This is a genomic window from Streptomyces changchenzhani, from assembly GCF_039766235.1.
GTDB lineage: Bacteria > Actinomycetota > Actinomycetes > Streptomycetales > Streptomycetaceae > Streptomyces.
Window position 1 is genome coordinate 165,540 of sequence record NZ_JBDHNH010000010.1, and the last position, 21,002, is coordinate 186,541.

Below are 21,002 nucleotides of genomic sequence, written 5' to 3' on the forward strand. Positions count from 1 at the left end.
AGGAGACGCTCGTGGACGACATGCCGGTCGATCCTCTGACCGGGGAACGCGGACCAGCGGCGACTGTCGCGGACCATGACGAGGCAGAACGTCTCCTCGGCACGCTGCCGTCCAACGTGCTGAAGATCCTCAGAATGACAGCTGAGAGTTACTCACTGAAGGAGATCGCCGACACGCTCGGCGCTACCGAGAGGGCCGCCCAAAGCCGACTACTCCGCGCTCGTCAGCGCGTGAACGCAAGGCTCAGCGCGCGACACCACTGAGCGCACAGGCCCACTGTCGGAGGCACTTCCCAGGTGAAGAAGCGTATCGGGTCCTATCCCCGCGTCCGCGTTGAGGGCGGCGGTCGGGCGGTGGTGTCCCAGGCTGGGGCTGTGCTGCTGGTCGAGACAGTCCGCAAGGCCGGACTGGATCAGGCGATATCGGCGGCACTGACACCCTGGCGTAAGTCGCGGGCGGTGCACGATCCGGGGAAGATCCTGCTGGATGTGGCTCTCGCGGTCGCGCTAGCGGGGACTGCCTCGCGGATGTCGGGATGCTGCGGGCCGAGTCGGCTGCGTTCGGGCCGGTGGCCTCCGACCCGACGGTCTCCCGCCTCATCGATACCCTCGCCGCGGCTGGGCCCAAAGCCCTTCACGCGATACGGGCCGCGCGGGCCGAAGCGCGCGAGCACGTCTGGAGCATGGCCAAGACCGCAGCCCCGGATGCCGGGGGGCAAGTGATCGTGAACCTGGACGGGGTGCTCGTTGTGGCCCACTCGGAGAAGCAGGACGCCGCCGCGACCTGGAAGAAGACCTTCGGACACCATCCTCTGATGGGGTTCGTCGATCACGGAAGCGGTGGGAGCGGGGAGCCGGTGGCCGGCCTGCTGAGGCCGGGCAACGCAGGCAGCAACGCGGCACCGTGAGCGCCGACGCGCACGCGCTGATCGACCGCCGTCTCTACCTCGGCGAGGCATGGGCCGCCGATGACGAACGCCGTGAACTGGCCGGCGTGCCCGACGAGACGGCGTTCGCCACCAAGCCGCAGCTGGCCGGCGACATGCTGGAGGCCGCGCACGCCTCGGGCATCCGTACCACATGGGTCGCGGCCGACGAGGTCTACGGCGGACGCGAGTTGCGTGCCCGCATCCGCACCCTGGGCTACGGGTACGCGATCGCCGTGCCCACCAGCCACCGCGTCACCACACCGGGCGGCGGGAAGTCGAAGGTCACCGCGCTGCTGGAGCGGGTTCCGAAGCGGGCCTGGATGCGGCTGAAGACCGGCAACGGCACCAAGGGCGAGCGGCTCTACGACTGGGCGATGATCGACGTGAACGCCGACGACATGGTCATGGTGCCCGTCAGCCCACGTGAACTCCTCGCCCTGCTCCGGGTCTTCGCCCTGCCCCGACCCCGCCAGGACACCAACCCGGCACATGCCTTGCGCTGGTCACGATGGCGTCGCCATCACCAACACCGCGCGACGGCCTGCCACCGCCGCTGGAACGAGATCAGCGCAGCAGCCACCACATGACCAGGAACCTCACACGTCACGAACTACAGCTGCCGTGTCTGTGCCAGACCCCAAAATCCGGGGTCAAGGCCCTGTCTCACCAACGCCCCAGTTCTGGAACAGAGTATTGAGCCAGATAGGTGGACTCCGACAGACAGTCACACACGGCCCCGACAGGGCTGTACAGAATGCGCTCACTGAGTCTGATCGCGGCAGGCTGCCGACTGTCAGAGGGGCCTGGGAGCCGGAGGTGCACCGCCCGTGGCTGTGAATGCAAACCCCACCGTCAGAAGACGCCGTCTGGGCGCGGAGCTGCGCCGGCTCCGCCTGGCCAGTGGCCTGACCGGTGGGCAGGTGGCGCAGCGTTTGTCGGTCTCCCAGCCGAAGATCAGTCACATGGAGACGGGCCGCCGAGCCGTCAGCCCCCGCGATGTGTGCGATCTGTGCGAGCTCTATGGAGTCACGGACGAGAAGGTCGTCGATTCCCTGATGAGGATGGCCAGGGAATCCGGCCAGCAGGGTTGGTGGAACGTCTACGAGGACATCCCGTACAGCGTCTATATCGGCCTGGAGACGGACGCCGTCTCCATCCACGCCCACGGGCCCATGGTGATCCCCGGACTGCTGCAGACTCCCGCGTACGCCCATGCGGTCATCGGCAAGACGATCCCCCTGGTCACGGCCGAGCAGGCCGCCACGCGCCTTAGAGTGCGGCTGCGCCGTCAGCACCGGATTTACGACCCAGGCTGCCCGTTGCGTCTGTGGGTCGTCCTGGACGAATCAGCGCTGCGTCGCGTCGTCGGCAGCCCCGACATCATGCGCGAACAACTCGAGCACCTGAACGCACTCAGTACCGAGCCGCACATTAGCGTCCAGGTCCTGCCCCACGACGCCGGGGCCCACCCGGGCATCTCGGGCCAGTTCTCCATCCTGAAGTTCGCCGACACCTCCGACACGGGCGTGGTGTATCTGGAGAGGTTCACCAGCGACCTCTACCTGGAGAAACGATCCGACCTGCAGCATTACAGCGCGATGTACGCTCACCTCCAGGCCCAGGCCCTCAGCCCGGACAGCACCCGCCACTTCATCGCTGACGCCATCAAGACCTACATCAACGCAGACGCTTTCCTGAGTGGTAAAGGTGAACCCGAGGAGACCCACGGATCACTCCAACTACTGACTCGGACATCATGACGGCCGTGCTGCGCCGACCGGCCTGGGAGTGAGTGCCGGATATGTGCCGTGTGCCGAACTGGCGCTCGCGGGGCGATGAGGATGACGACATGCGGGTTGGCACTCGGGGGCGGTTGACGCTCGCCGGCCGGTCTGCAGGCTGGACGCTGCTGCCACACGGGGGCACCCCCGCTTCGGGGGAATGGCATGGCTCCTCCGGCCGGACGCATGACGAAGGCCTCGCAGGTGCGTTCACTGAGGGTGTTGGGCCCGGCGCGCGGGTCGGACGGCCTGCGGTGGAGCGGCCTGCTGGGGGACGGGGGTGGGCTCGGTGACCTGATAGGGCTCCGGCCTCCGTCCGCCCATCTGCCGGACAGCTCGCCGCGCCCCATGGCCCAGGGGACGTAGGAAGCGGTCCGGGAGAAAGACGGCGTCCGCGATGATCATCGCGCCGGAGAAGAGTGGCAGTCCCATGAACACCGCGATCCCGAGGTGCATGCCGAGCAGCATCGCCAGGACCGGGTATTTGAGCCTGCTGAACAGGACGAACGGGAAGGCGACCTGGAGTAGCACGGTTAGATAGCCGACGACGGCGAGCAGTACCGCATGGTCGGCCGCGATGTGGGACAGGCCGGGCCAGGGCTGGAAAAGCTGCAGGTTGAGGACATAGTGCAGGGCGGTGCCGTTGCCCCAGGACGCGCCCTGGACCTTGTAGAGGCCCGCGGATCCGTAGAGGAAACAGACCTGTGCCGCGATGACGAGCACACCGCAGTTGTGGATCACCGCGGTCAAGGTCTCCCGGAAGCATTGGAGTTGGTGCCTGAGCCATTCGTCTTCCGGTTTCACCGTGCTGATCGCGGGGGTCGCGCGGCGCCGGGCCCGGCGTGCGTCGAGGGACCAGCGGCGCCCGCATGCGGTGAAGACGAGGTAGACGGCCATGAGGAGGATCAGGTTGTCCCCTCCGTCCGTCATGAAGATCGCCCTGGCGTGGAACGACGCCACGACGACGGCGAAGAGGACCGACACCGCCCTGGTGTGCCAGCCCAGTGTGAACAGCGCGGCCGTGACAAGAGCTGCCGCGTAGCAGATCTCGAAGTAGAGCCTGCTGTCGGACAGGGTGAGGATGCTGGACCAGCCGGTCTGGTCGAAGAGCTGTCGGGCCATGTCGGGTGTCCAGGGCGATCCCGGGCCCCAGATCTCGTCGCGGTGGGGGAACTCGCGCAGCAGGAAGACGAGATAGAGCAGGCCGTAGCCGATACGCAGGACGGCTGTGGCGTAGAGGGACACCGGCCGTCGGGTCAGAAGGGCGAGTAGCCCGTTGATCCGGTCGAGGGCCGGGGCAGGCGCCTGTTCAGTTGCCATGGGAGGTCACCTTCCACCAGGGCAGATAGCGCGCATCGGCAGGTGCCGGCGCGGTCGGCGCCACGCGGGAACGCTCCGCCGTGCCGGGCGCACCGATGGGCAGGGTGATCACGCGGAGCTGGATGGACTCGAAGGTGCCCTGGTGGGCGGCGACCCGATCGGCCGCGATGTTGCGAAGATGCTGCTGCATCATCACGGCGCGTTCCGAACGCGATCGGTCGTCGCCGCCGTGTGATTCAGAATATGAGGTCCAGGCCCGTCGCAGCATATTCTGCGACGTATGACTCGGGAAGACGTTGTGTTCGACAGCTGAATGGTCCACGGCGGTCAGATCGACCCATCCGCTCACTCTTGCAGCGCCGTCCGGACCCGTATGCATGGTCCTTGCCGAAATCTGCTGGTTGACCGATTCCGGATCTGGGGCGAAAAGCCGCCAATTCTGCTCGAACAGCGGGTAAACCCATGCATTGATCTGCCGACTGTACTGCTGCGAGATCGTATTAGGTGGAGCTACATGCAGAAACACCAGAAGTGTGTGGACCAGAGTCACCGTCAGACACAGGGCCACGGCGACCCCCACACCTGCTTTCAGCGGGCCGGCCAGTCCGGGCGGACTGCCGGGCTCAGGTGATTTTCCGTACCGCTCCGAAGTGGCCGGCTCGGCATCGGCCGGCTCCCGCTCCCTGACATCCGTTGCTTCGCTGCTGTCCGGCACAGCCCCACCCGGCCCTTTCCCGCTTCTTGGCTGCTCGCATCTGTTCTCTCTCGGTCCGCCACGGACAGCGCGCGGCGGAATCATGGTCGATTCCGCCGCGCGCCGCTCCTCACCGCTGAGCGCCGAGCGGCTCCCGCGGGTGTTCCCTATCCGCCGTAGCCCTTGTGCTGGCCCGGGTGCTCGCCGTGATGCCCGTCGTCGCCGTAGCCACCGGGCTTGTGCGGCGGCTTGTGCGGGGGCTTGTGGGGAGGCTTTCCGGGATCGCCGGTCGTTCCGCCCGTGGTGGCCCCTGTGGAGCCGCCCGTGGTTCCGGCGATCAGGCCGCCCAGGGCGCCGCCGGTGGAGCCACCTGTCGTCACTCCACCGAGCACTCCACCGAGCACACCGCCGGTGGTCCCGTTCGTGGTGCCACCGTTCGTGGTGCCACCGTTCGTGGTGCCACCGTTCGTGGTGCCACCGTTCGTGGTGCCACCGTTCGTGGTGCCACCGTTCGTGGTGCCCGCGATCACCCCACCTGTGATCAGGCCGCCCGTCGTACCGCCCGTGGTGCCGGCGGCGCACGTCGCCCGGGTGATCCTGTTGTTGTCCAGCGTCACCGATCCGTTGCGCGCCAGCGCCCGGCCGTCGATGCTCGCCCCCGTGGTGGCTGAGATCGAGGTCAGGGCCAGGATGTTACCCACGAACGTGGAATCGGTGCCGATCGTGGCCGAACTGCCGATCTGCCAGAACACATTGCACGGCTGAGCGCCGTTGACGAGCAGCACCCGGCTGGCGGATGCCGTTGTCAGCCCCGATCCGACCTGGAATACCCACACCGCGTTGGGATCACCCTCGGCGTCCAGGGTCAGGGTGCCGGTGAGCCCCAGCGTGGACGAGGCGGTGTAGACACCGGGGACGAGCTTCAGACCACCGGCGTCCGGCGGAAGCGCTCCGGCCGTCGCCTGTCCCGCTGCGTCGTTGTACGCGGCGACCAGGTCCGACTTGGCCTGCAGAGCCACGGCGTCAGCGGAGTGCTGAGCCCCGTTCACCAGGCCGGGCGGGAAACCGGAGATGGCCGTTCCCGGACTCACCCCGATGTCTCCGGTAATCACCGAAGGACCGGTATTAGTGATCGACTCACCTGCCAGCACGGCGAAACTGTCCGCCGTACCCATAGGCACCGGCGTAGCGATAGCGCTCGCCTGTGTCGACGTCATTGCAACTACAGCTACAGCTACCAGCGGGGCGAATGCCACCGCGAGCCATTTCGGCATGTTGCGCCGTTGAGATGCGCGCAGAAAATTCGGCGTCATTGAGAGGCCAACTCCTAGGGGGAGACGGTGTCATGTCCGGCCGTTCGCGGTCTGAGAACCGCCGATTCTGTCGCTGGCATATTACGCACAAAAACACTGCGGACGGGGACCGCATTCAGGTGAATCACGAGAGTCGCTCGAAATGGAAAAGAATACTGTCGCCATATACACCCAGTTTCCCGGCTGCCGCCGACGGTTCCGGTCAATCAGCACGCACTTTCGTGTTGGCTCAGCGCCCCAACAAGAACGTTCGCTCGATCCCAGGGAGCTGTGGGGTGAAGTGGGAGGGCGCCGCGACCGGGGCAAGAGAACCGCCCCGGTCGCGGGTACGCACACGATGAGTCCACCTATGCCGTCAGCAGGCAGTGCGTCATGCCGGCCGTAGCCAGCCCGAAGCGGGAGAGGCAGTACGAGCACATCAGGGAGGGCGCCGAGAAGCGGGGAGCCTCCGAAGGGCGTGCGAAGGAGCTTGCGTCGCGCACCGTCAATATGGAACGGGCCCGTCCGGGTGAGCCAAGTCCGCGAGCAAAACCTCCACCCGCGACCCCAAATCCGATCGCAGCGTGGCGGGGAGCGATCCCACAGCGGCTCGCAGGGACCGACGCGGGATCAGCTCACGAAGAGGCGAGAAAGAAGAACGTCGAGGTTCGGTCATCGATGAAACAATGACCAGCTGCGCAAGGCTATCGGCCGCTAGCCACCGCAGCGGCACACTCCAGAGTGACAGGCAGCGGCCGGACGGATGAGTCCGCCAGGCCGCCCATCAGTTCACCGAGTACTTGATCTTCGAGGTCAAGTCTGCCCGCTCAGTCGGCCTAGCACCACTCGCCGATAAGCACGGCCCTCCATACGGTCGAGCCGATGCTCACAAGACCACAAGGAGGTTCACCATGCACTGCAGTAACGCTGTGGCCGGCATAGTTCTGGCCGTCGCCTCGCTCGCACCACTGTCAGGCGTGGCGCATGCGCAGCCGGACCTCGACTGTCGCGACTTCGCCTTCCAGGAAGACGCCCAGGCCGAGTTCGACAGGAGCCCGAGCGACCCTAATCGGCTCGACGAGGACCAGGGGCCGGACGACGGCATCGCCTGCGAAGTGCTCCCCCGAAGGGCCACCAGCACCTCCACACCTCCTACCGCCCCAACATCGCTGCCCACCCGCGGAGTCGCCGCAGGCCTCGGCGGCACATCCAGCACCAGTACCCTTGAGACAAGCTTCGGCGTCGGTCTCACTGCCGTCGGTGCCAGCCTGGCCATCGGCTACACCCTCACCAAACGCCGACGCCGCGCCTGACGACCCGCGTTCGGGCCGTGGCCGCTGGATGGGAAAGTGGCTAAAGCGGCAGGCCCGTGACTGGACAGCGCTTTTCGCCCGAGCAGCAGGAACGGCTGTCAGCACTCTGGGCGTGAAGCCCGCTGCGGCCCCGGCGATGAAGAGTGCGGTGGCGGGTCCGGCCAAGGCGTCGGCGGCCTTCACGCGGGGCGTGGCGGCCCTGGCGCAGTACATCGCGCGGGAGGCGCGGGCAAGCCGGTGTGCCGAGCGCACAGCGAAGAAATCGTGGTCGGCGGCGAGGCCGAACCGGTGTCCGTACGGCTTGGCGTATTTCTGAGCATAGTCGCGGAGCGTGGACTGGCCCTGTCAGGCGTCAGCCTTGCGCCGGGGCGTGGAGGGCGAGCCGACGCAGTTCTTCGTTGATGCGCTGTGCTTCATCGAGCTGGTCTTCGAGGATGACGATGCGGCAGGCCGCCTCGACCGAGATCCCCTGGACGACGAGCTCGCGGACACGGGCAGCGATCTTCAGCTGGTAACGGGAGTAGCGGCGGTGTCCGCCCTCGGAGCGCAGCGGGGTGACCGCGCGGGCTTCGCCGATGGCGCGGAGGAAGGCGGGTGTGGCGCCGAGCATCTCGGCGGCCCGTCCCATGGTGTAGGCGGGATAGTCGTCGTCATCGAGACGGCCGAAGGAATCGTCTGCTCGACGCCCCCCGTACCGACCGTGGTGCGCGGCGACAGCGCAGCCGGCATCAGCCGGGCCCGCCAGGCCGCCCGCACCTTCACCGACTGCCTCGCCCCGGCGCCCGGCCCGGACACAGCGGACACGCTCGTCCTGGTGGTCTCCGAGCTCGTCACCAACGCCCTGCGCCACGGCGGCGGCTGCTGCACCCTCCGCCTCTCCGCCGGCCCCGGCACGGTGACCGCCGCAGTCAGCGACCCGAACCCGGCACACCCCCGCGAGCGCACCCCTCAACGGCGGCAACGGCGGCTTCGGCTGGCACATGATTCGCCGCCTCACCAACCACCTGACCATCACCACCGGCCCCGGCGAAAAGCATTCACGCCCAACGCCCCCTCTAACAGCAACCGGATCCGAGGCGTGCCACCGCAGGACAACCCGGCGAGAAGAAGCTGCGGGGCCTCGTGCCGTCGCCGGTCTTGCCAGAAGCCAGCCACTGCAACAGGGAGTGCAACACGCGCCCCCACTCCCACTTGAGCTGACGCTTAGACCAAAATATCGGTTCGCGGAAAGGGGCGGAGTCGGCCGTGCCTGCCACTGACGCGGTCCACGCCATGCACGCAGCAAGCGGCCCGCGCGGGGTGCCGATGGCGGATATCCCTGAGATGAACCCGCCCCGTGCCGTGGCGCCCGACCCAAATGCCCGGACGAGAACCGTTTCGCCGTCGTGTCGTTGTCAACATTGAGGCACGAGCACGTCGGGAGAGCGGGCCAACGCGAGAGGCGTACGCCATGGGGACCAGAAGCAGTGCCACGCTCGCGCGAGGGGGCCTGGCGACTCGCCGTATCGTGCTGCGCGCGGCCTTTGCCCTGGGCATGGTCGCGGGCAGCACGCCGGGGTACTCGCGCCGATCCTCGCCAAGAGACCCCGGGCCATGGTCCGCAGGAGGCGGAGGCTTGGAGGCGAAGGCGGAGAGCTTCGCCGAGGTGTACCGCGGCCGGCACATCCAGTGGGCCGAGAAGGCCGCGGTGCCCGCGGGCTCCCGCAGGGCGGACGGCACCCAATGGGCCGGCGGCACCATGACTGCGGTCGCCGGCCCGGACGTCGAGATCCTCATCGACAGCCGGCCGCTGCACATCATGAAGCGCGCCGGCGGCAGCTATCTGAGCCTACGAGTCGTTCCCGACACTGCTCGAAGCGGCCCGCGCCGCAGTCGACGAGCTGAGGTCCGCCCAGCTGTCGAAGTCGCCTCCGCACAGAATCTGAGCCAGGAGGGCCAGCACCGGTGCACACTCGCAAGAATCAGCGCAACCTGACCAGCGCGGAGAAGAAGCGCCTGGTCAACGCGCTCCTGAAACTCAAGCGCTCAGGCCGGTACGACGACTTCGTCTCGATGCACGGCCACTACTACGTCTCCGACGGTGAGGACGGGCCAAGGGTCGGGCACATGACTCCCTCCTTCTTCCCGTGGCACCGTAAATTTCTTTTGGAGTTCGAGCGGGCCCTGCGGGCCGTCGACCCGGCGGTCTCCGTTCCCTACTGGGACTGGACGACGGACAACACCCCCGCCGCGTCGCTGTGGGCGAAGGACTTCCTCGGGGGCAGCGGCAGGCGCGGCGACCGGCAGGCGATGACAGGGCCCTTCGCTCACGCGAGCGGCAACTGGAACATCAACACCCGGGTCACCGACGGCAAATTCCTCACCCGCAACCTCGGCCGGCCCGCCGACCCGGTCGCACTGCCCACCAAGCGGGACGTCGCCAAGGCAGTGAGCGACGCCGTCTACGACGCCGTCCCATGGGACAGCACCGTCTCCAGGGGCTTCCGCAACAAGATCGAGGGCTGGGGGCCCGGCGGGCCCGACAAGTGGCTCAATCACAACCGGGTCCACCGCTGGGTCGGGGGCCAGATGATGGGCGCCACCTCGCCGAACGACCCGGTGTTCTGGCTCCACCACTCCTTCATGGACCTGCTCTGGATCCGCTGGCAGAAGGCGCACCCCCGCGCCGGATACCTGCCGCGCAGGAAGCTGCCGGAGTCCGACCCGGAGCAGGGCCGTGTCTTCAGCCTCCAAGATCCGATGCCCCCGTGGAACGTGACCCCCGCGCAACTGCTCGACCACACGAAGTACTACCGCTACGCCTAGGTAACGTCGGCGTATCCGCTGGGCCGGACCAGCGACCGGATCTGCCGGACCGGACACAACTGCGGCCTCCCCCGGGCGTGAGGGAGGGAGGCCGCAGTTGTGTCCGGAGGGATCAGCCGCCGTAGCCGCCGTGGTGCTTGTCGTAGCTCGAGCCGTTGATGCAGGTGTTGCCGAACGCGGGGTTGAGCAGACCGATCACGTTCACGGTGTTGCCACAGACGTTGACCGGGACGTAGACGGGCACCTGAACGAGGTTGCCCGAAAGGACACCGGGAGAGTGTGCGGCAACACCCTGCGCTCCGGCGTCAGCGGTGGCCATACCGGCTCCACCGGCCATGATGGCACCCGTGCCGGCGATGACTGCGGCTGCCTTCGCGATACGCGACATCACTTCTCCGTACAAGATGAAAGGTCGGCCGCCACCCTGATGGCGCTCTGTGAAAACGGCCAGGTGATGCTCATGTCCTACCCAGACGTGCTCAGTGGATCTCCCCACTCGTGCTTCGGCTGAGGGGTTCAGCGGGTTGGACAGCACGGCTACGCTCACGGTGATCAACACAGGGTAGAAGGAGGTGTGCGAGTGGATCTCACTGGACGCACGGTGGTGGTTACCGGGGCCGGGCGTGGATTCGGGCGAGCGTTGGCCTTGAAGACAGGTCGGTTGGGTGCGCGCGTGTTCGTGTCCGCGCGTTCTCTGGCTGCAGCCCAGAGAGTGGCCGATGAGGTGGCGACCGACAGTGGGGCGAAAACTGACGCGTTCGCCTGCGATCTGGCTGACCCGGCCTCCATACGTGCCTTCGCGGATGGAATCACCGCCCACGCCGACCGGGTGGATGTACTGATCAACAATGGCGCCCGCTACCTGGAAGGTCCCGATCTGTGGGACGCCGACGACGACGCGATCACCGACACCATCGCCTCCGGAGCCACCGGCACAGTGCTGACGGTCAAACACTTCCTCCCGCTGCTACGCGCCTCTGTTGGTGCGGACGTGGTCAACCTGGTCTCCTCGGCCGCGGAAGCCCGGAACCACCGCTCACAGGCGCACCCCGCGTTCTACGCGGCCAAAGCCGCCCAGGCCGGCTTCGCCGACATCCTCTCCCACCGGCTCCGCCCTGAGAGCATCCGTGTCATCTCGCTCTACCCGCCGGACTTCATGGACGGCGACCCACTCCACTCCACCTGGGATCAGGCTTCCCGGACTGCAGGCGACCCGCTGACCGCCCAATCCGTGCTCGACTGCGTCCTGTTCGCGATCGGCCAGCCGCGAGACTGCTTCATCCGCTCCTTCCACTTCGAGCAGATGTAGGCGTCCGCCCAGACCCAACGCCACCAGTGCCGACGATCGCCCCTTACTTGCTTGCTGGGACAACCACCTGAGGAGCGCGAGCGGCCCTGGCCGTTTTCAAAGAGCGCCATCAACCCGAGCGGGCTTGTGGAAGGGGCTCTGCACCGCTCCCACCTGCGGTTGGCCTGGCCTGTGCGGCGGTGATGCTGTCGCAGTCGGCGGTGCGGTCACTGGAGGCGTGTATCCGGGGTTTCTTCGTCTTCCTCGTCCGGCAGGTGAAGGTCATTGACGGAAATGTTTACCTCGACCACCTCCAGGCCCGTCATGCGTTCTACCGCCTCGATGACGTTCTCGCGGACATCGCCGGCGACGTCGCTGATGGCGATGCCGTACTCGACGACCACCTCGAGATCGATGGCGCTCTGGCGCTCGCCGACCTCCACCTTGACCCCGCGGGTGACGCTCGCGCGCCCGCCGGGAACCCGGTCGCGTACCGCGCCCACGGTCCTGGTCAGCCCGCCTCCGAGGGCGTGAATGCCCGCAACGTCCCTGGCCGCCATCCCCGCGATCTTTGCCACCACCCCGTCCGCGACCGTCGTCCTCCCCCGGGATCCGGGGGGAGCGCCTCGTCCGGTCCGCTCCACCTGCGGGCTGCTTGCGCGGGGCTCGGTCCTTCCTGCGGATGCACTGGTCGGCTCCGTCACCGGAAGCCACCTCCTCAACGGGGCTCGCGCTCTCGGAGCACTCGCAATGGTGTAGCAATGCCTGCCCATTGCTCAGTGTGAATCGCTCTGGCGGTCGGTCGGTGAGCACGCGGTCACCGGAGCGTGCGCCGCCGCTTCCCCCGCCCGTGCCCCCAGGGCAGGCGCACAGCGGCTGCAGAGAGGGTGCCCACGAAGAGCAGCACGGCGATGGCCAGCAGATAGCCCAGCCCCTCGGCGGCCGCTCCAACGATCCCCAGCACGACTGCCACCAGGATCAGGAGAACGACGAGTCTCATGTCACGATCACCTTCTCGGGGCACCACGCCTGCGGTTCTTGCCACATCCGGTCGGCGCAGGGGATGTGCCCTCCCTCTACCAGCTTGCCTGTGCCGGCCGTGAGGCGCCAGGCCGGGCCATGATGCGTGCACTGGAGCGGAGCACTCAGCGTGGCCGCTCTTCTGCCACCAGGCTCAGGAGTGAAGACGGCCGAGGACAAGGCCATGCCGCTTCACGGTCCGATCACCCCGGCGTTCCCTTCTGACGGCGGGTGGCTCCGCCCCGGCCGCGCAGGGTGACGCGGGCCTGGAGGAGGAGGGCGTGTACGAAGCCGTAGGACCGCCCGTTGGCTTCGGCGAGGGCTCGGATGGTTGCCCCGGCTTCGTAGCCCGCCTTGAGTTGGGCGGCCAGCTTGTCGCGCGCCGCGCCGGTGATCCGCCTGCCCTCGCCCATGTCCGCCCCTTCGCCCGTGCCGTCGATGGAGGGAGACCATCGCGCACCCGGCCCGTATCCGGCAGAGGGTCGGCCTGATCCGTGTGGTGAGAGGCGGATAGCCGACGACTCAGCGTCCGGGTGCTGCGCGGGTCGGCCGGATGGAGCTTCGATCAGGGGATCTTGGGCGGGAGCATCTTCCTGGATGCCGGCTTCGGATGCCGTCAGTCCTCGATCCGCGCCTCGCTCCCCGTTCATATGCGTACGGCCGGGTACCCCCGCATCTGGCTGGATGCCCAACCAATCCGGTGGTACTGGTGAAGAGCAGAGGGGTAGTTGCAGACGCCGGCCACCGCCCCTTCCGTGACGCCCGGCCTGACGCGGGTGAGGAAACGGAGGTAATCACGCAAGCTGGAGGTGAGCGCCGGTCATTGCACGGGTGAACGACTCCCACTGCACCCTGCCTCGATTCCGTCATGCCGCCACACGGGCGATGCCGCACGGAGTGGCCCTTCGTGCGACTGCGCCAGCTTGGAGGGTTCACTCACCGGCAGCCCCTGGCATTGCTGCTCGGGATCCAGTACGCCTTCGGGTCGTGCTCACGAAGAACCCCCGCCGCCGGCCCCTGCCGTGGCTGATGGTCACCGAAAGGGCGTTCCCGTCATTGGTGAGCAGATGGTTCGAACGCCTCGCCCAGGCCGTGGTTCTGGCCCAAACATTCGGTGCACAACCCTTGCGGCGCCGGTAGCAGTGGGTGACAACATGTATGCAGATAGTGGATGACCGCTGGTCGGGGCGCTGTGCAAGCATGCTCCGACCGGCCCGGCAGGCAGGGGCGGTCCGGATGGAGAACGCAGGTGCAGTGGATTGGCTTGCCAGTGCGGCACTTGATCCCGCAGCGTGCAAGCGCGCCTGGAACTGTCAGGAGAGGGGTGTCACTCTGCTCCCGGCCGGGCGTCGACGGGACGTGGTGATCACGCCCGAACACCTGGGCTTTGGAATGCTGAGTGGGATAAGCGCCCGCCACGTGCGGCCGGGCCCGGTTCTCCTCGACGCCTGCACCAGACGGACCGGCTTCTTCGTGCCCCCGGGTACCACCACCCGCTGGATCGCCTCAGGAATCCGCTGCGCCGGCGCCGGGTCCTGGATCACCATCCCTCTGCCGCTTCGGTCCACCGCACGCCTGCGGTGGCTGACCGCTCCCGACGGGAGCGGATTCCTCAACGACCTCCCCACCCTCGAATACCTCATACACGACGCCGTAGCGCCCGAGTAGCAACGTCCTGGAGCGGCAGAGGCTGGGGCAGTGGTGCGCAATCTCCCAGTCCCCTTATGGTTCCCCTGTCCGCCGCGATGTGCGAGGGAAGGTAACGGGTGCATGCCTGTTGGCGGCGTGAAGTGGTATGACCCCGTAGAAGGCATCGGCGTCATCACACCTGATGGCTCAGGCCGGGAGGTGTGCGTACACCGCTGCACTGTCCACGGCAGCCGCGAGCTGTTCCGGGGCGAGAGGGTGCAGTTCGATATCTGGGAGGACGTCGGCGGGCGGCGGGCCGCCAACGTCCGTCACGTCGACGCCTATTGGGTCGCGCTCCCCGATACGGGACTGGCGTAGAGGAAGCCGCCGCGGCGGGCCCGGGCACGGCACCGCCACCCGGCATCCCCCCAAGCTCGGCGCTTCCTCTCCCACCGCAGAACGCGCCCCGCCAGCATGCCGCGAAGACCTGCGGCAGCGCCGTTGGTGGGAGCTCATGGTGACTTTGATCGGCGACTGCAGCGCCCAAGTGGGGGCGATCGCGATGGGTGCAGGGGCAGGGGTGCACGACACCCGGTCGCCGGGTAGTCGTCCAGGGCCGGGGCCGGCTCGCTTCCGCGCAGGGAAGCGCGAAGACCTCCCGAGCGGGTCGGCCCCACGCACACCTCCCGTAGTTGCGGTGACGCTGCACGATCACCGCCCACGACGCGGCGCGACTGCTGCGGCTGAGCGGTGAGCCGGCTGGCCGCCCACACCCGTCGCCCACGTACACAGCCCGGGGCGGGCGCTCCCGACGGATCTCGCAACCGCAGTGCCAGCCGCCGGCTGACCTGTCCATGCGCAAGCCGCCCCAGCCAGGAACGCCTATCGGCCGTGCCAAAAAGTGGGGGGTTCCTCAGATACGACGCCTTTTCCTGTTCGCCATTGGACAGTTGTCGCCGTCAACATCCGTCTTCGCCGCACGGGTGCCTTGCGGATTCAGGACGTGCTTCACCTGTCAAGCATGGCGCACTTCGGTCCATCCTTCGCGTATGACGGCGGCCGTGGCAAAGTCCAGATGTGCGGCCAGCCGAGTCCAGGCTGATGGCCACCGGAAGTCCAGGTGGATGGCCGTCTGACCAGTGGTGTTCCTGATCACTTCCTTAACTGGAGGAGACCCCTCCGCCCGTTTGCTGGTGTTTGCACGCATCAGCTACCGGCCGGAGAGGTCCTGTGACGAAGTCTGACACGGAGATTATGGAAATCCTTGAGGCGTACGACCTGACCGGGACGGTCTGGTCGGCGGCGACCTTGACGGGGCACGACCCGAAGACGGTCAAGAGGTATGTCGAGGCCCGCAACGGCGGGCGCAATCCCTATGAGCGAGAGCCGCGGCCGAAGATGATCGACGCGTTCGGGGAGAAGGTCGAGGAGTGGGTCGAGCAGTCGAAGGCGACGATCCGAGCCGATGTGGTGCACGAGAAGCTCGTGAAGATGGGCTACCGGGGCAGCGAACGCTCGACGCGGCGGGCGGTGAACGCGGCGAAGAGCGCGTGGAAGGCGGGCAAGCGCCGCACGTACCGGCCGTGGATTCCCGAGCCGGGCCGGTGGCTCCAGTTCGACTGGGGCGAGGGTCCGCGCATCGACGGCCGTCGGACCTGGTTGTTCTGCGCGTGGCTGTCCTGGTCGCGGTTTCGGGTCGTGATCCCGGTCTGGGACTGCACGTTGGGCACGCTGGTGGCCTGCCTGGACACCACGCTCAGGCGGATCGGCGGGGCGCCGACCTACGTGCTGACCGACAACGCGAAGACGGTGACCGTCGAGCACATCGCCGGGATCCCGGTACGTCATCCGCAGATGGTCGCCGCGGGCCGGCATTACGGCTGCCAAGTGGTCAGTTGCGTGCCCTACGACCCCGAATCGAAGGGCGGCGCGGAAGCGACGGTTCGTATCGCGAAAGCCGACCTGGTGCCCACAGATGCGAACCTGCTGGCCGCTTACGACACCTTCTCCGAGCTCGCCGATGCCTGCCTGACCTGGTGCGATGCGGTGAACTCGCGCCGCCACCGGGCGACTGGGCAGATACCTGCGGACCGTCTGGACGTCGAACGCACCACGCTGCACGTCCTGCCCATCGAGCCGCTCGCGCTCGCGCTGGGCGAGGAACGGCTGGTCGGCTCGGACCGCACTATCAGCTTCAACTCGGTGCGCTACTCGACCCCGCCGGGATATACCGGCGCGAGGGTGTGGTGCCGGGTGGTCGGCGAGGAACTGTCCATCACCGCCCGCACCAACTCCGGTGATCTCTCGGAGATTTGGCGCCACGAGCTCTCCACCCCGGGTGTTCCGCAGATCATCGACGAGCACTACCCCGACCATCCCGACGGACGCAGCATCCACCAGCCGAGGCTGCGGCCCCGCTCGGAAGCGGAGATCGCGTTCGTGGGCATCGGCCCCGGAGCCGGGCGCTGGCTCAAGGAAGCCGGACCCGCCGGCGCCACCCGCATCCGCGCCAAGATGGCCCGCGCGGTCGAGCTGGCCGCCGTCCTGGGCAACGACAGAGTCGACCAGGCCCTGGGGCTGGCGGCCACAGCCGGGCGCTTCGCCGACGACGACTTGCTCTCGATCCTGGGACACATCGCCGACAGCAAGCCCGCCGGAGAGGTCGTCCGCGCGGACGAAGCCCACTCCGTCCAGAACGGAACCAGTGGCTGGCAGGCCCTGGGCCGCTGACCCAACACATCACCCACCAGCGAATCCTGACCGAACGTCTCATAAGAGAACGGCACCCCCATGAGCTTTCCCAACCCGCCCGCGATCCCCGAGGAACTCGACAAGCTCATGCGCCGCATGCGTCTGCCCTAGAAGCCGTAGTTCAATCGATCATGTGGCCTGGCGGTCGATCTGATGTTCCTCGCGTCGATCCCGGATAGGTGATCTTCATGGGGCGGGGCATGAAAGCAGGGCCTCTTGGAAGCGAGTGGTTGTCGAGATCACCGTTTCCAGGAGGCCCTGTTGTTCCAGTTCACCGCATCGATGGGGCCGGTGGCCAGTGGTTCGGCGCGGTCGTGTGACTGTCTCGCGCACGTGTACGGAAACGCGGCCGATCAGCCCGGCCGTGAGCGTCGGTACCCGACGGACATGACGGACGCGGAGTGGGCGCGGGTGCGCCCGTTGCTGCCGGTCCCGGCGTGGCTGGGCAAGCAGGCGGGCCGGCCGGAGTCTTATTGCCACCGGCAGATGGTCGACGCGGTGCGCTACGTCGTCGACAACGGTGTCAAGTGGCGGGCGATGCCCGCAGACTTCCCCTGCTGGGAGCGGGTGTACGCGTTCTTCCGCCGGTGGCGGGAGCAGGGGTTGATCGCGGAGTTCCACGACCGGCTGCGCGAGCAGGTGAGGGCGCGGGCGGGCAGGAACGTGGAGCCGAGCGCGGGAATCGTGGACTCACAGTCGGTGAAGGCCGCCGCCAACGTTCCGGCCGCCTCACGGGGTTACGACGGAAACAAGAAGATCAACGGGAGGCGTCGGCACATTGTGACCGACGTCCTGGGTCTGCTGCTGAGCGTCCACGTCGCCCCTGCTGACATCGGTGACCGTGACGCGTTCCAGGCCCTCCTGCCCTTCCTGAGCAAGAGATTTCACCGGCTCCGTCTCATCTGGGCCGACGGCGGCTATACCGGCCCTGTCCTCGCCGGTGCGGCGAAGGCGCTGAACATCGTGCTGGAGGTCGTCAAGCGCAGTGACGACACCAAGGGCTTCAAGATCCTTCCCCGCCGCTGGGTGGTGGAACGGTCTTTCGGCTGGCTGATGCGCTCGCGCCGTCTGGCCCGCGACTTCGAGACCACGACCGTCAGCGCCGAAGCGATGATCCTGTGGTCGATGACCATGGTCATGAGCCGTCGCCTCGCTGGCCGTCCGCGAGCGTGAACCGTCCCGCCCGCACCTCGGTCAGCCATCCACGGGCCACCATCTTCTTCGCCTTCGACCGCACCCCCTCCACCTTCGCCGGCACCAACTCCAGGCCCAGCCCACCGGCGATCTCCCTGCAGATCATCGACCGGTCACCATCCGCCCCGCCGGCCTCCCGGCCGACCAGAACACCGATGATGCGCTGATAGTCCGGCGGGAGCGCGGAGGCCGACAGGTCCGCCCGCCATTGCGGCACCATCGAACCCGACACCGTCACCGACGGGTCGGGCCGCGACTCCCCTCCCACCTCGACCGCCACGGACCCGTGGTCCACGCTCAAGGCGTCATCGAGCTCTTCCAACGCGACGACCTTCCGTTCCCAGAACGTCTCGGCCTCCCGCAGCGCGGCCAGGACCCGCTCGGCCTCCTCGCGCAGCAGTTCCACCCGCTGCCTCGCCGCACGTTCCCGCTCCTCGAACAGCCCTTTCACCGACGGCATCCCCGCACCTCCACGCTCGGACAATCATGACGCCCGAACCCTTCCGCGCTCAGCCCACTTCATACCTGACCAGCGGAAACGCAACCCTCAAGACCCTTTTAGCAACAGCTTCTATATGCGCAAGGCGGCCCCGGACGTTCTGGCCACCGCCCGAGCTCAACGCTGGGACCCTGCCGAGGTGCTGCGGCTGCTGATAGCCGAGGAGGTCACCGGCCGCGACGCGGCCACCCGGCGCCTGCGGCGCCACTCGGCGAACTTCCCCACCGGCAAGACCCTGGGCTCCTGGCGGGCCGAGGACTCCACCATCCCCGAACCCACCCAGAATTCCCTCACCACCCTGGAATGGATCGGCCGCGCCGAGAACTTGGTGATCGCCGGCCCGTCGGGGACGGGCAAGAGCCACTTCACCGAGGGCCTGGCCCAGGCCGCGATCGAGAAGGACATGCGGGTGTCCTGGTTCACCCTGGAGACGCTGAGCACCGCGATCGGCAAGTCGAAGGTCGACGGGTCCACCGCACGGACCGTCGCCCGGATCTGCCGGGCCGATTTGATTGTCATTGATGACATTGGCCTGCTTCCAGTCGGCGAGGACGCCGCCGAGGCGTTCTACCGGATCATCGATGCCGCCTATGAGCGCCGTTCTATCGCGGTGACCAGCAACATTCATCCCTCGGGCTTCGACACGATCATGCCGAAGACTCTCGCGGGCGCGAGCACCGATCGCCTCATGCATCACGCTCACCTCGTGACCACCTCCGGCGACTCACATCGCCTCGCTGAGGCCCTCGCCGGGAAGGGAGTGGTCCCCTTGAACTGACCCCCCACCCCAGGAACACCACTGGCCACACGCCTGGGTTTCTGATGGCCACCAGTCTGGGCCTCCAACGGCCACCTACCTGGGCATCTCAATGACCGTTGACAGCGTACCGGCCGTGCGGCCTCACCTGCAGATTCCTCACCCCCGAGGGGACAGTGCCGCTTGCTGCGGCTGAAAAATCGACTTTGCGGATCGAGGGGCGACGGAAACTTCTTGTGGGACATGACCAGGGGAAAACATGACGTCGGCACTCGTCCAGTCAGCGAGAGTGCTATCCAGCTGAATAGCACCTTGGGAAGGAGAAGTGTCTGGCCAAGAATTGCGGAGCGAAATCCAAGGCCGAAATCCGGATGGCTCCTGTTGCCCCGGCTTTCCGCTGTGCAGACATCCAGAGGGGAAGACGATGTCCAAGCTTGCGCGACTCGCCGCCGCTACCGGTCTCGCCGCAGTCCCCGCACAACTGCACGTGTTCCAACCAGGGCGGCGGTCCCAATCACACGGTCAACTGCTCCGGCCTGATCACCAGGGCTGATGCGTTCTCAGATTTCGAGATCGAGTAGTTGGAGTGCGTGGTCGGGTCGTGACCGGTAGTGGTCGGTCGCGGCGGCGATGTTCGCTCCTCCCTTCTGCCGGATGAGGCCGATGGCGAGGTTGCGGAAGGTGGCCATGGCGCGTGGTGCGGTGCCGGTACGGACGCGGGAGGCGTCCTCGGTAAACGTCACGTCCCTGACGTGGTGCAGGGCCTCGACCTGCCAGTGTCCGCGGACGAGCTCGGCGAGCCTGTCCGGGTCGGCCTGCTCGGGAGCGAGGCTGGTGACGGCGTAGACCGTTGTGATCGTGGTCTTGCCGGTGGTGCGGCTGGTGCGGCGGCGTTTGACCTCGATTCCCTGGACAGCGTGAGGGAAGAACAGTCCGGGCTTCACGGTGCAGACCTTCAGCCGGCGGATCTCGCGGCGTCCGTGCCCGTTCTCGCGGACGCGGTGCTGGAGCGGGATGTCGCGCCAGGGCAGCCGGCGCATCTGGCGCCGGAGGTTCTTCTGGTTGCCCTTCACGATCAGGATGTAGTGGCCGCCTCGCTCTCGGATCTGCTCCGCGTGGCCGGTCTGGGTGTGCATCGCATCGGCGGTGACGATGTAACGGCGCAGGTCGAGCCGTTCCAGCAGCGGGGCGAACGCGGGGATTTCGTTGCGTGTGTCCTGAATACGTAGAGGAGCTGGTTGTAGGAAAGCTGCCTTGAAGTAGTGCTGTACGGGAGATGAAGGTGTTTGGCCCTTCGGAGCCGCCCTGCGGGGGAGGCTTCAAACCGCCTCATGCTGCGCTAGCTAATGACTGTCGTGGTGAGCGATTGAGGAAAAGGCGTCGTAAGAGGCGTCAGGTGGGGATCAGGAAGACGAACGCAAGTGAATCGTTGCTGAAGTGTCGAAAGATTCTTAGACGACATCAGAACCGGGACGTACAACGGGTTCCGGGATGAGCCTGGCGGGTGCCCGCTTATTGGCCAGGCGGTGTCCGGCATGAAGACGACGTGAGCCTGATCTGCCGCTTCCGTACGGAACAGGAGAAGGCGCTCCTCGGCACTGTCTGCCCTGGTAGGGGTGGCGAGAGGGAGTGTCCCAAGCGGCTGAAACCGCGAGGGATCGAGTACCGATACGAGGCGCGCCGGCGGACCGGCTCGTAGTAGTGATGAAGCCTCTGTAATAGAGGTGGAGC

General features: G+C 67.1%; 21 protein-coding genes and 4 pseudogenes. 15 read left to right on the top strand and 10 right to left on the bottom strand.

The window, feature by feature from the left end; genetic code table 11:
* Positions 1-20 precede the first annotated feature (20 nt).
* From ABCR94_RS29190 to ABCR94_RS29205, 4 genes and pseudogenes are all read left to right on the top strand, one after another.
* Positions 21-263, top strand: coding sequence for a sigma factor-like helix-turn-helix DNA-binding protein (locus ABCR94_RS29190; RefSeq protein ID WP_347123605.1), 243 nt, complete (start codon positions 21-23; stop codon positions 261-263).
* Between the two features lie 33 nt (positions 264-296).
* Positions 297-901: pseudogene (locus tag ABCR94_RS29195) on the top strand (transposase); the annotation flags it as partial.
* Positions 902-903: 2 nt separating this feature from the next.
* Positions 904-1,515 (top strand): transposase, encoded by a 612-nt coding sequence (locus ABCR94_RS29200; protein WP_347123345.1) that lies wholly within the window; start codon positions 904-906, stop codon positions 1,513-1,515.
* Between the two features lie 240 nt (positions 1,516-1,755).
* Positions 1,756-2,688, top strand: coding sequence for a helix-turn-helix domain-containing protein (locus ABCR94_RS29205; protein ID WP_347123347.1), 933 nt, complete (start codon positions 1,756-1,758; stop codon positions 2,686-2,688).
* Between the two features lie 231 nt (positions 2,689-2,919).
* Here ABCR94_RS29205 and ABCR94_RS29210 read toward each other — a convergent pair whose 3' ends face one another.
* The 3 genes from ABCR94_RS29210 to ABCR94_RS29220 form a co-directional block, all read right to left on the bottom strand.
* Entirely contained in the window at positions 2,920-4,029 is a 1,110-nt protein-coding gene (locus ABCR94_RS29210) for an HTTM domain-containing protein (RefSeq protein WP_347123348.1), read from the bottom strand.
* Positions 4,019-4,744: a DUF5819 family protein gene (locus ABCR94_RS29215; protein WP_347123350.1), complete on the bottom strand. Its 726-nt coding sequence runs from the start codon at positions 4,742-4,744 to the stop codon at positions 4,019-4,021. The genes ABCR94_RS29210 and ABCR94_RS29215 overlap by 11 nt, the downstream gene beginning before the upstream one ends.
* Before the next feature lie 146 nt (positions 4,745-4,890).
* Positions 4,891-5,898, bottom strand: coding sequence for an ice-binding family protein (locus tag ABCR94_RS29220; RefSeq protein WP_347123352.1), 1,008 nt, complete (start codon positions 5,896-5,898; stop codon positions 4,891-4,893).
* Between the two features lie 510 nt (positions 5,899-6,408).
* On the opposite strand from ABCR94_RS29220, the pseudogene ABCR94_RS29225 reads away from it, so the two are divergent.
* Both ABCR94_RS29225 and ABCR94_RS29230 read left to right on the top strand, forming a co-directional pair.
* A pseudogene (locus tag ABCR94_RS29225) lies at positions 6,409-6,733 on the top strand (plasmid stabilization protein).
* A 193-nt stretch (positions 6,734-6,926) separates the two neighbouring features.
* A complete protein-coding gene (locus ABCR94_RS29230; protein ID WP_347123353.1) occupies positions 6,927-7,328 on the top strand; it encodes an excalibur calcium-binding protein in 402 nt (133 codons plus the stop codon).
* Positions 7,329-7,680: 352 nt separating this feature from the next.
* Here the strand turns inward: ABCR94_RS29230 and ABCR94_RS29235 are convergent, their stop codons facing one another.
* On the bottom strand, positions 7,681-7,956 hold the full coding sequence (locus tag ABCR94_RS29235; RefSeq protein ID WP_347123355.1) for a MerR family transcriptional regulator: 276 nt from the start codon (positions 7,954-7,956) through the stop codon (positions 7,681-7,683).
* 75 nt (positions 7,957-8,031) lie between these two features.
* Here ABCR94_RS29235 and ABCR94_RS29240 point away from each other — a divergent pair, with 75 nt between their 5' ends.
* The 3 genes from ABCR94_RS29240 to ABCR94_RS29250 all read left to right on the top strand — a co-directional run bounded on the left by ABCR94_RS29240 (position 8,032) and on the right by ABCR94_RS29250 (position 10,133).
* Complete coding sequence (locus ABCR94_RS29240; protein ID WP_347123606.1) at positions 8,032-8,523, top strand: ATP-binding protein; 492 nt, start codon at positions 8,032-8,034, stop codon at positions 8,521-8,523.
* Between the two features lie 420 nt (positions 8,524-8,943).
* A complete protein-coding gene (locus tag ABCR94_RS29245) occupies positions 8,944-9,303 on the top strand; it encodes a tyrosinase family oxidase copper chaperone (RefSeq protein ID WP_347123356.1) in 360 nt (119 codons plus the stop codon).
* Complete coding sequence (locus ABCR94_RS29250) at positions 9,273-10,133, top strand: tyrosinase family protein (RefSeq protein WP_347123358.1); 861 nt, start codon at positions 9,273-9,275, stop codon at positions 10,131-10,133. Before ABCR94_RS29245 ends, ABCR94_RS29250 begins: the two co-directional genes overlap by 31 nt.
* A 112-nt stretch (positions 10,134-10,245) precedes the next feature.
* Here ABCR94_RS29250 and ABCR94_RS29255 read toward each other — a convergent pair whose 3' ends face one another.
* Positions 10,246-10,521, bottom strand: coding sequence for a chaplin (locus ABCR94_RS29255; RefSeq protein WP_347123360.1), 276 nt, complete (start codon positions 10,519-10,521; stop codon positions 10,246-10,248).
* A gap of 192 nt (positions 10,522-10,713) precedes the next feature.
* Here ABCR94_RS29255 and ABCR94_RS29260 point away from each other — a divergent pair, with 192 nt between their 5' ends.
* Complete coding sequence (locus tag ABCR94_RS29260; RefSeq protein WP_347123608.1) at positions 10,714-11,442, top strand: SDR family oxidoreductase; 729 nt, start codon at positions 10,714-10,716, stop codon at positions 11,440-11,442.
* A gap of 206 nt (positions 11,443-11,648) precedes the next feature.
* On the opposite strand, the gene ABCR94_RS29265 is transcribed toward ABCR94_RS29260, so the two are convergent.
* The 3 genes from ABCR94_RS29265 to ABCR94_RS29275 form a co-directional block, all read right to left on the bottom strand.
* The gene (locus ABCR94_RS29265; RefSeq protein ID WP_521978076.1) at positions 11,649-12,125 is read right to left on the bottom strand and encodes an Asp23/Gls24 family envelope stress response protein; all 477 of its coding nucleotides are present in this window, start codon (positions 12,123-12,125) and stop codon (positions 11,649-11,651) included.
* A 113-nt stretch (positions 12,126-12,238) separates the two neighbouring features.
* A complete protein-coding gene (locus ABCR94_RS29270; RefSeq protein ID WP_347123364.1) occupies positions 12,239-12,421 on the bottom strand; it encodes a hypothetical protein in 183 nt (60 codons plus the stop codon).
* Between the two features lie 223 nt (positions 12,422-12,644).
* Entirely contained in the window at positions 12,645-12,854 is a 210-nt protein-coding gene (locus ABCR94_RS29275; protein WP_347123366.1) for a helix-turn-helix domain-containing protein, read from the bottom strand.
* A 1,060-nt stretch (positions 12,855-13,914) separates the two neighbouring features.
* On the opposite strand from ABCR94_RS29275, the gene ABCR94_RS29280 reads away from it, so the two are divergent.
* The 4 genes from ABCR94_RS29280 to ABCR94_RS29295 all read left to right on the top strand — a co-directional run bounded on the left by ABCR94_RS29280 (position 13,915) and on the right by ABCR94_RS29295 (position 17,994).
* On the top strand, positions 13,915-14,109 hold the full coding sequence (locus ABCR94_RS29280; RefSeq protein WP_347123368.1) for a hypothetical protein: 195 nt from the start codon (positions 13,915-13,917) through the stop codon (positions 14,107-14,109).
* A 117-nt stretch (positions 14,110-14,226) separates the two neighbouring features.
* Entirely contained in the window at positions 14,227-14,448 is a 222-nt protein-coding gene (locus ABCR94_RS29285; RefSeq protein WP_347123370.1) for a cold-shock protein, read from the top strand.
* A gap of 876 nt (positions 14,449-15,324) precedes the next feature.
* Positions 15,325-16,800 (top strand): IS21 family transposase, encoded by a 1,476-nt coding sequence (gene istA / locus ABCR94_RS29290; protein ID WP_521976416.1) that lies wholly within the window; start codon positions 15,325-15,327, stop codon positions 16,798-16,800.
* Between the two features lie 408 nt (positions 16,801-17,208).
* Positions 17,209-17,994, top strand: a complete 786-nt coding sequence (locus ABCR94_RS29295) for an IS5 family transposase (protein WP_347117076.1) — start codon at positions 17,209-17,211, stop codon at positions 17,992-17,994.
* On the opposite strand, the gene ABCR94_RS29300 is transcribed toward ABCR94_RS29295, so the two are convergent.
* Positions 17,957-18,475 carry a zinc ribbon domain-containing protein gene (locus tag ABCR94_RS29300; RefSeq protein WP_347117077.1) on the bottom strand — a complete coding sequence of 173 codons (519 nt, stop codon included), beginning with the start codon at positions 18,473-18,475 and terminating at the stop codon, positions 17,957-17,959. The two genes, ABCR94_RS29295 and ABCR94_RS29300, sit on opposite strands and share 38 nt — an antisense overlap.
* A gap of 112 nt (positions 18,476-18,587) precedes the next feature.
* Between ABCR94_RS29300 and ABCR94_RS29305 the strand changes: the two are divergent.
* Positions 18,588-19,292, top strand: a pseudogene (locus tag ABCR94_RS29305) (ATP-binding protein); the annotation flags it as partial.
* A 539-nt stretch (positions 19,293-19,831) separates the two neighbouring features.
* Here the strand turns inward: ABCR94_RS29305 and ABCR94_RS29310 are convergent.
* Positions 19,832-20,548: pseudogene (locus tag ABCR94_RS29310) on the bottom strand (ISAs1 family transposase); the annotation flags it as partial.
* Between the last annotated feature and the right edge of the window lie 454 nt (positions 20,549-21,002).